Consider the following 9,072-nt stretch of genomic DNA (forward strand, 5'->3'; position numbering starts at 1 on the left):
GGCCCATCCTGGATCTGGCGGGACCGTCGCGAGGCCGGGCCCGCAGGATCGAAGCCCGGTTCGCCCGACCAGGGACGCAACCGCACGTTCGGAACGGAAAGGGGGATGGGGGAGCGGCTCCGGCTGACGGATGCCACACCCCTGACCAGCCATGGACATCACCATTCGGCTGTCACAGCAGCCGGAGGCCGACGCATTGCTCGGCCGCAGCCCGCTGGCCGCCCTGACCGGCATGCTTCTCGATCAGCAGGTTCCCATGGAGTGGGCCTTCACCGGCCCGTACACGATCGCGCAGCGGCTGGGTTCCGACGATCTGGACGCGCACGAGATCGCCGCCTACGATCCGGACGACTTCGCCGCGCTGCTGTCGGCCAAGCCCGCCGTGCACCGCTACCCCGGGTCCATGGCCAAGCGGGTGCAGCAGCTGTGCCAGTACCTGGTCGATCACTACGACGGCGACCCGGCCGCGGTGTGGCGGGATGTCGGCTCCGGCAAGGAACTCCTCGACCGGCTGAACGCGCTGCCCGGTTACGGCAAGCAGAAGTCCCAGATCTTCCTGGCGCTGCTGGGCAAGCAGTTGGGAGTGACGCCCGAGGGGTGGCGTGAGGCGGCGGGCTCCTACGGCGAGGAGGGTTCGTACCGCTCGGTGGCCGATATCACCGGGCCCGAGTCGCTGGACAAGGTCCGCGCCCACAAGCAAGAGGTCAAACGGGCCGCCAAGAAGGCATGAGCCCCGCCGCGCTACCCGGGCGGTGCTCGTAACGGACGCGCTGTGCAGACCTGAGGCCCTCGAATTCGCCGAGGCCCTGACGCCCGACGGTCGACCTGCCCTGACGCCCGGACAGACGACCTACTGGACACAGAGACCTAGAGGGACCGCGCGGCCGAGACCAGTGCCTGCATCACCCGGAGGTCCTCACCCGCCTCCGGGTGCCACTGCACGGCCAGGACGAAGCCGTCACCGTCCGCCAGTTCCACCGCTTCCAGCGTGCCGTCCTCCGCGTGGGCGCACGCCAGCAGACCGCGGCCGAGCCGGTCCACCGCCTGGTGGTGGTAGCTCGGTACGGCCACGGCCTCCGGCAGCACCTTGTCCAGCAGCGTCCCCGGCACCGGCTTCACCTCGTGCGGCGTGAAGACCCCGGGCGCGCCGCAGTGGCCGTCGTGCCCGACCGACTCGGGCAGATGCTGCACCAGCGTTCCGCCCAGCGCGACGTTGAGCAGCTGCATCCCCCGGCAGATGCCGAGCAGCGGCTTGCCCGCCGCCAGCGCCGCCTCGATCAGGGCGAGTTCCCAGGCGTCCCGTTCCGGCCCGGCCGGGCCCGTCCGCGGGTGGGGCGCGGCCCCGTACCGTACCGGCTCGATGTCCGGACCACCCGCGATGACCACACCGTCCAGCCGTTCCACCGCCGCCGCGGCCGTCTCCGGCGCGTCCGGCGGCAGCATGGCCGCCAGCCCGCCGGCGCGCTGTACGAGCCGGTGGTACCCGGCGGGCAGCAGCGCCGCGGACTGGTGCCAGACGCCCCAGCGCACCGAGGACTCCAGGTACGTACTGATGCCGATGAGCGGCTTGGGCACGAGCTTTCCTCCGGTCAGTCGCGTGTCAGTTCGGCCTCGGCGGCGGCCAGTGCCGCGAACTCCTCCTCCGGAGCGGCGGCGACGAGACGGTGCCGGGAGTAGAAGGCGAAGTAGCCGAGGGCGACCACATATACACCCAGGGCGATGAACGCCGCGTCCTTGTCCACCAGGAAGGTGGCCACCAGCGCGGAGCACGCCAATGCGAACGCTACTGAGGAAGTGACGATTCCGCCGGGAGTCCGGTACGGCCGCGGCAGTTCGGGCTCGCGGCGCCGCAGCACGATGTGCGACAGCGCCATCAGAGCGTAGGAGATGGTCGCTCCGAAGACGGCGACATTGAGCATCCGGGCGCCGTCGCCGGTCGCCGCGGCCAGCGAGAAGCCGATCGCGCCCGGCACCAGCAGGCCGAGGTACGGGGCCTTGCGGCGGCTGGTCAGCGACAGGAAGCGCGGCAGGTAGCCGGCCCGGGAGAGGGCGAACAGCTGGCGCGACCCGGCGTAGATCAGCGAGAAGAAGGAGGCGACCAGACCGGCCAGCCCCGCGTAGTTGACGAACCGGCTGAGCGGGGTCGGCTCGCCGCCGCCCTGGAGCGCCTCCACCAGCGGGTTGCCCGCCTCCTGCACCGCCGCCGAGCCGCGCGCGCCGGTCGCCGCGAGGAAGGTGACCAGGGCGAGCACCAGCAGGATGCCCATGGAGATCGCCATGGCCTTCGGCAGCGAGCGCGCGGGGTCCTTGGTCTCCTCGGCCGCCAGCGGCACTCCCTCCACGCCCAGGAAGAACCACATCCCGAACGGGAACGCCGCCCAGATGCCCAGCACACCGAACGGCAGCCAGGAACTGGAGCCGAAGGCGCCCTGGTCGACCGGGATGTCGTTCAGGCCGCCCGCGTCGAACTCCATGAACGCCCCGACCGCGAAGATCAGCAGTGCTGCGACCGCGATGCCGGTGACGACGAAGCTGAAGCGCAGTGCCTCGCCGACGCCCCACAGGTGGATCCCGATGAAGACGGCGAAGCAGGCGAGGTAGACCGGCCAGCCGGATTCCAGACCGAAGAGCTTCAGCGACTCGACGTAGTCCCCGATGAAGATCGAAATGGCCGCGGGCGCGAGAACGTACTCGATGAGGATCGCGGTGCCGGTGAGGAAGCCGCCCCAGGTGCCCAGCGCGCGCCGCGCGAAGCCGTAGCCGCCGCCCGCCGTCGGCAGGATCGCGGCCATCTCGGCCTGGGCGAAGACCAGACACGTGTACATCAGGCCCATCAGGACGGCGGCAATGGCGAGGCCGCCGAACCCGGCCTCCGCCAGGCCGAAGTTCCAGCCCGCGAAGTCGCCGGAGACGACATAGGCCACACCGAGACCGGTCAGCAGCAGCCAGCCGGCGCTGCCCCGGCGCAAGGCGCGCTTCTCCAGATAGCGGTCCTCGGGGGAGGTGCCCCCGGCCTCCGAGGGGGGTGCGATACGGGACTCGGTGCCTTCGGTCATGAGCCGCTCCTGACCTGACGGGGTCAATGGTGTGGGGGCATACCTTTGTCCTCGACGGTCGGGGGGCGCAAGGGTCTTGCGTGCTGCATTTTTCCGGGGAGCGACCCCCGGACCCCCGAAGTTGGTGACGAAAACGCCTCGGCCGTGCTCACGCGAGGAATCCGCGCAGCAGGGCCGCCGTGCCCGCGCAGTGCTCCCGCATGACCTCGCGCGCCCCGTCCGCGTCCCCCTCCAGCACCGCGTCGACCAGCGCGATGTGCTGCTGCTGCGAGTGCTCCAGATTGCGCACCAGCAGCGGGATGCAGTCCAGCAGATCGTTGACGGTCGCCCGTACGGCCGCGTACTGGGAGGCCAGGGACGGCGAGCCGCACAGCTCCGCCACGGTCAGATGCAGCATCGTGTCCAGCCGTCGGTAGTCCGCCAGCGGGGCGTCGTGCGTCGCGGCGAGCGCCTCCCGCAGCCGGCCGGCCTGCTCCGGGGACAGCCCGTGCGCCGCGCACAGCCCGGCCGCGCCCACCTCCAGCACCTCCCGGAACCGCAGGGTGTCCTCGACGTCGACCTTCTCGATGCGCCGCCGCAGCTCCTCCCCGGCGGCGCCGCCCGCGACCTCGGGGCGCTGCCGTACGAACGTCCCGCCGTACCGCCCCCGCCGGCTCTCCACCAGGCCCTGGTCCTGGAGCACCCTCAGCACCTCGCGGAGCGTCACCCGGCTGACCCCCAGCCGGTCGGCCAGCTCACGCTCCGCAGGAAGACGCTCGCCGTACGCCACCAGCCCGAGCCGGACGACCTGGAGTATCTGCTCCAGGGCCTCCTCGAAGCCGTTGCCGGCCCGCACCGGCCGCAGCACCGGCGCCAGCCGGTCCGTGTCGCCCGACTCCTGGATGTCGCCCATCGTCACCTCTTCCCAATCAAAGGTCTGCAGGATTACCTTATGGCCTCCGGCATCAACAGGAGGCATTCCCGTGGCTGACCGCACACCCCCGCTGTCCGTCGACGAACTGAGAAGGCTCGTCGATGCCGGGGAGATCGACACTGTCGTCCTCGCCTTCACCGATATGCAAGGAAGGCTCCAGGGCAAGCGGTTCGCCGCCCGGTTCTTCCTCGACGACGCCCTCGACCACGGCACCGAGGGGTGCAACTACCTCCTCGCCGTGGACGCCGACATGAACACCGTCGACGGCTACGCCATGTCCTCCTGGGAGCGCGGCTACGGGGACTTCGCCATGCACGGGGACACGGACACGCTGCGCCGTACCCCGTGGAACCCCGGCACCGCCCTCCTCACCGCCGACCTGGCCTGGCACGACGGCTCCCCGGTCGTCGCCTCCCCGCGCCAGGTGCTGCGCCGCCAGCTCGACCGGCTCGCCGAGCACGGCTGGACCGCGTACGCCGGCACCGAGCTCGAATTCATGGTCTTCAAGGACACCTACGAGGACGCCTGGACCCGCGGCTACCGCGGAATGAACCCGGCCAACCAGTACAACGTCGACTACTCCGTCCTCGGTACCGGGCGGGTCGAGCCTCTGCTGCGCCGCATCCGCAACGAGATGGGCGCCGCCGGCATGACCGTCGAATCGGCGAAGGGGGAGTGCAACCTCGGCCAGCACGAGATCGCCTTCCGCTACGACGACGCCCTCACCACCTGCGACCAGCATGCCGTCTACAAGACCGGTGCCAAGGAGATCGCCGCGCAGGAGGGCATGTCGCTCACCTTCATGGCGAAGTACGACGAGCGCGAAGGCAACTCCTGCCATATCCACCTCTCGCTGCGCGACGAGTTCGGGGAGCCCGTCTTCGCCGACGAGCAGGCCCCGTACGGCATGTCGAAGACCATGCGGCATTTCCTCGCCGGACAGATGGCCGCGATGCGCGACTTCACCCTGCTCTACGCACCGAACATCAACTCCTACAAGCGCTTCCGGCCCGGCTCCTTCGCCCCCACCGCCGTCGCCTGGGGGCCCGACAACCGCACCTGTGCTCTGCGCGTCATCGGCCACGGACACTCCCACCGCTTCGAGAACCGCCTCCCGGGCGGCGACGTCAATCCGTACCTCGCCGTGGCGGGCATGGTCGCGGCCGGACTGCACGGCATCGAGCAGGAGTTGGAGCTGCCGGAGGAGTGCACCGGCAACGCATACAACGGCGACGCCGAACACGTCCCGGTCACGCTCCGCGAGGCCGCCGAGCTGTGGGCGGCCAGCCCGATCGCCGCAGCGGCCTTCGGCGACGACATGGTCGCCCACTACCTCAACATGGCCCGCATCGAGCAGGAGGCGTACGACTCCGCCGTCACGGACTGGGAGCGGTTCCGATCCTTCGAGCGGATGTGACCGGGCCGAGCGGGGCCGGGGTGCCGGGCCCACCCGCCCCGGCACGGCCCAGACCCGCCGGGAGCGGCGGAGCGAACCAGAGGGACAGAAGGGCCAGAGGGAGCTGACGTGCAGGAGCTTCACGTACTCAACCCGGCGACCGAGGAACTGGTCGCCACGGTCACGGCGTCGACGGCGCGGGATGTCGACGCCGCCGTGACCCGGGCCGCGAAGGCCCAGCGCGGCTGGGCCGGGCTCGCCCCCGGCGACCGGGCCCGGCTGCTGCGCCGCTTCGCCGTCGCGGTCGACGAACACCTCGAGGAGCTGGCGCTGCTCGAGGTCCGCGAGGCGGGCCACCCCATCGGCAACGCGCGCTGGGAGGCCGGCAACGTCCGGGACCTGCTCGACTACGCGGCCGGCGGAGCGGAGCGGCTGAACGGCAGCCAGATCCCGGTGGCGGGCGGCCTGAACGTCACTTTCCACGAACCCCTCGGCGTCGTCGCCGTCATCGCGCCGTGGAACTTCCCTATGCCCATTGCCGCCTGGGGCATGGCGCCCGCCCTCGCGGCGGGCAACGCCGTCCTGCTCAAGCCCGCGGAGACGACACCGCTCACCGCGCTGAGACTGGCGGAACTCGCGCTCGAGGCCGGACTCCCCGAGGACCTCTTCCAGGTGCTGCCGGGGGAGGGGGCCGTCGCGGGCGACGCCCTGGTCGGGCACCCCGGCGTCGCCAAGATCGTCTTCACCGGCTCCACCGCCGTCGGCAAGCGGATCATGGCCAAATGCGCGGTGAGCGTGAAGCGGGTGACGCTCGAACTCGGCGGCAAGAGCCCCAATATCGTCTTCGCCGACGCCGACATCGAGCAGGCGGCGCAGGCCGCCCCCGGCTCCTTCCTCGACAACACCGGCCAGGACTGCTGCGCCCGCACCCGCATCCTGGTGCAGCGCCGCGTGTACGACCGCTTCATGGAGCTGCTGGAGCCCGGTGTCCGCGCCTTCACCGTCGGGGACCCGGCCGACCCGGCCACGCAGATGGGCCCGCTGATCTCCGCCGTCCAGCTGGAGCGCGTACGGTCCTACGTCCCCGAGGACGCCCCCGCCGCCATCCGAGGCGAGGCCCCGGCCGGCAAGGGCTTCTGGTACCCCGCGACCGTCCTCACCCCCCAAACGCCCGATGACCGTACGGCCGTCGAGGAGATCTTCGGCCCGGTCGCGGTCGTGCTGCCCTTCGAGGACGAGGCCGACGCCGTACGCCTCGCCAACGCCACCCCGTACGGCCTCTCGGGCTCCCTGTGGACCCGTGACGTCGGCCGTGCGATCCGTGTCTCCCGTGCCGTCGCGGCAGGGAACCTGTCCGTCAACTCGCACAGCAGCGTCCGCTATTCGACCCCCTTCGGGGGCTTCGGCGAGTCCGGACTCGGCCGGGAGCTGGGCCCCGGCGCGCTCACCGCCTTCACCGAGACCAAGAACGTGTTCATCAGCACCGAGGAGAGCAAGTGACGACCGAGCAGACGACCTCCCAGTGCCGCCGCCTCGTCGGCCGTACCGCCGTCATCACCGGAGCGGGCAGCGGCATTGGCCTGGCCACCGCGCGACGGCTCGCCTCCGAGGGTGCCAACGTCGTGTGCGCCGATCTGGACGAGACCGCGGGCAAGGCGGCCGCCGCCGAGGTCGGCGGGCTCTTCGTCCAGGTCGACGTCACCGACTCCGACCAGGTCGAGGCGCTCTTCAAGACCGCCTACGACAGCTACGGTTCGATCGACATCACCTTCAACAACGCCGGTATCTCACCGCCCGACGACGACTCGATCCTCACCACCGGGCTCGACGCCTGGAAGCGCGTCCAGGAGGTCAACCTCACCTCCGTCTACCTCTGCTGCAAGCACGCCATCCCCTATATGCGGCGTCAGGGCAAGGGCTCGATCATCAACACCGCGTCGTTCGTGGCGAAGATGGGCGCGGCCACCTCCCAGATCAGTTACACCGCGTCCAAGGGCGGGGTGCTGGCGATGTCGCGCGAGTTGGGCGTGCAGTTCGCCCGCGAGGGCATCCGGGTCAATGCCCTCTGCCCGGGGCCGGTCAACACCCCGCTGCTCAAGGAGCTGTTCGCCAAGGACCCCGAGCGGGCCGCGCGCCGTATGGTGCACGTGCCCGTCGGCCGGTTCGCCGAGCCCGAGGAGATCGCCTCCGCGGTGGCCTTCCTCGCCAGCGATGACTCATCGTTCGTCAACGCCGCCGAGTTCCTGGTCGACGGTGGCATCGCGGGCGCGTACGTCACGCCGGTATAGACCGCCCGCGGCCCCGCGCCGCGTTGCCACCGGGTCGCCCGAGCGCGCCGTACGGGAACGCTCTCCTCCGGCTACCGCTGGGTGGGGTCCCCCGGCGTTGGCTGGGGAGTGCCCCCACTGCCTTGCCGTGGGGGAGAACCGGACGGCGCCGGCCGACCGGTGACGATGGCACGGGACACGGCCTGGCCCGCCGGCAGCCGGACACCACGGGGGTCCGGGTGCCGGCCGGCTTGTTGGGAGACGGTGCGCTGAGTGGGATTTCGGCCATAAGGTGACCGCGTGAGCATGACGACCCCGCCGGGATGGTACGCAGATCCCGGGTACACAGGCCCCGACCCCGCACTCGAGCGTTGGTGGGACGGGTCTACGTGGACCGACTACACCCGCGAACCACGTGGTGTCTCCGTATCCCAGATACCGCCGGAGCAGCCCCACTTCGGCCCACCGCAGCCTCCCGGCCCCCCGCTGCCGCCCAGCCCCGCGACGTACGGATACCAGCCGCAGGCCGATGAGAGCGCCTCGCGCGGCAAGGTCCTGGCGACCTCGGGCGTCGTCGTCCTGCTGGCAACCGCCCTGGTCGGCGGAATCATTGCGCTGAACGGCGACGGCGACGGCTCGGACCAGGCCGGGGCGCAGCCGACCGCAGGACCGCAGCAGCCGACGCCCGGGGACCAGGGCGGCGGCAACGGAGGCGCCGGCGGGGGCGTCGGCCCGTCGCCGAGCGAAGCGCCGGACACCTCACCGGACAAGATCAACGGGATTCGGCTGCCCGTGCTCGAAGGCTGGCAGAAGGGCCGCAGCAGCTCGGGCGGTGCGGGCGCGACCATCGGTCCGTACCCGTGTCCGGAGGACCCCGAGACGACCTGTGTGCGCGGCGGTGTCTCCAGCAGGACCGCCGTCGGCTACGACGCGAGGACCGCCGAAGGCGTCGCCAAGCAGGACATCTCCAGGAACGCCCAGGACTCGTACGGCAAGGACCCGGTGACCGGCAAGGACATGTACGGCGGCGTGAAGTCGCGCCGCCAGGTCAAGTCCCAGGCTGTCACGGTCGCTGGGCAGAAGGGCTACCTGGTGCGCTGGAAGGTCGATACGAAGAAGGGCGACGACGGCTACGTCCAGTCCCTCGTCTTCCCCTCGCCCTCCGACCGGAAATCGCTGGTCCTGGTCCGCTTCGGATTCGACGCGAGCGAGGAGGCACCGCCGCTCACGGACATGGACAACATCACTCAAGGCATTGAACCCCTGCGCCCGGAAGACGGCTCGGGCAGCGCTGCCTGACCTGCGGTCCGGCCGCCCGAGGCGGTGCTTTCGGACACCCGGCACCGGACACCCGGCACCGGACACCCGGCACCGGACACCCGGCACCGGACACCCGGCACCGGACACCCGGCACCGGACACCCGGCACCGGACACCCGGC

8 protein-coding genes are annotated in these 9,072 nt (G+C 71.1%); 5 read left to right on the top strand and 3 right to left on the bottom strand.

Annotated features, from left to right (window positions below):
* Positions 1 to 151 precede the first annotated feature (151 nt).
* Positions 152 to 730: an HhH-GPD-type base excision DNA repair protein gene (locus ABZW18_RS14285; RefSeq protein WP_356186790.1), complete on the top strand. Its 579-nt coding sequence runs from the start codon at positions 152 to 154 to the stop codon at positions 728 to 730.
* A 137-nt stretch (positions 731 to 867) separates the two neighbouring features.
* Here the strand turns inward: ABZW18_RS14285 and ABZW18_RS14290 are convergent, their stop codons facing one another.
* From ABZW18_RS14290 to ABZW18_RS14300, 3 genes are all read right to left on the bottom strand, one after another.
* On the bottom strand, positions 868 to 1,575 hold the full coding sequence (locus ABZW18_RS14290; protein WP_356186793.1) for a gamma-glutamyl-gamma-aminobutyrate hydrolase family protein: 708 nt from the start codon (positions 1,573 to 1,575) through the stop codon (positions 868 to 870).
* A 14-nt stretch (positions 1,576 to 1,589) separates the two neighbouring features.
* Positions 1,590 to 3,056 carry an ethanolamine permease gene (gene eat, locus ABZW18_RS14295; protein ID WP_356186795.1) on the bottom strand — a complete coding sequence of 489 codons (1,467 nt, stop codon included), beginning with the start codon at positions 3,054 to 3,056 and terminating at the stop codon, positions 1,590 to 1,592.
* Positions 3,057 to 3,204: 148 nt separating this feature from the next.
* Positions 3,205 to 3,948, bottom strand: a complete 744-nt coding sequence (locus ABZW18_RS14300) for an FCD domain-containing protein (RefSeq protein WP_356186798.1) — start codon at positions 3,946 to 3,948, stop codon at positions 3,205 to 3,207.
* Positions 3,949 to 4,018: 70 nt separating this feature from the next.
* Between ABZW18_RS14300 and ABZW18_RS14305 the strand changes: the two genes are divergently transcribed.
* The 4 genes from ABZW18_RS14305 (at position 4,019) to ABZW18_RS14320 (ending at position 8,931) form a co-directional block, all read left to right on the top strand.
* Positions 4,019 to 5,386, top strand: coding sequence for a glutamine synthetase family protein (locus ABZW18_RS14305; protein WP_356186801.1), 1,368 nt, complete (start codon positions 4,019 to 4,021; stop codon positions 5,384 to 5,386).
* Between the two features lie 108 nt (positions 5,387 to 5,494).
* Complete coding sequence (locus ABZW18_RS14310) at positions 5,495 to 6,865, top strand: aldehyde dehydrogenase family protein (protein WP_356186803.1); 1,371 nt, start codon at positions 5,495 to 5,497, stop codon at positions 6,863 to 6,865.
* On the top strand, positions 6,862 to 7,653 hold the full coding sequence (locus tag ABZW18_RS14315) for a 3-oxoacyl-ACP reductase (RefSeq protein WP_356186806.1): 792 nt from the start codon (positions 6,862 to 6,864) through the stop codon (positions 7,651 to 7,653). Before ABZW18_RS14310 ends, ABZW18_RS14315 begins: the two co-directional genes overlap by 4 nt.
* 285 nt (positions 7,654 to 7,938) lie before the next feature.
* A complete protein-coding gene (locus ABZW18_RS14320) occupies positions 7,939 to 8,931 on the top strand; it encodes a DUF2510 domain-containing protein (protein WP_356186826.1) in 993 nt (330 codons plus the stop codon).
* The last annotated feature ends 141 nt before the right edge of the window (positions 8,932 to 9,072 follow it).

It is taken from the genome of Streptomyces sp. NPDC004647 (assembly GCF_040609575.1).
Lineage (GTDB): Bacteria > Actinomycetota > Actinomycetes > Streptomycetales > Streptomycetaceae > Streptomyces.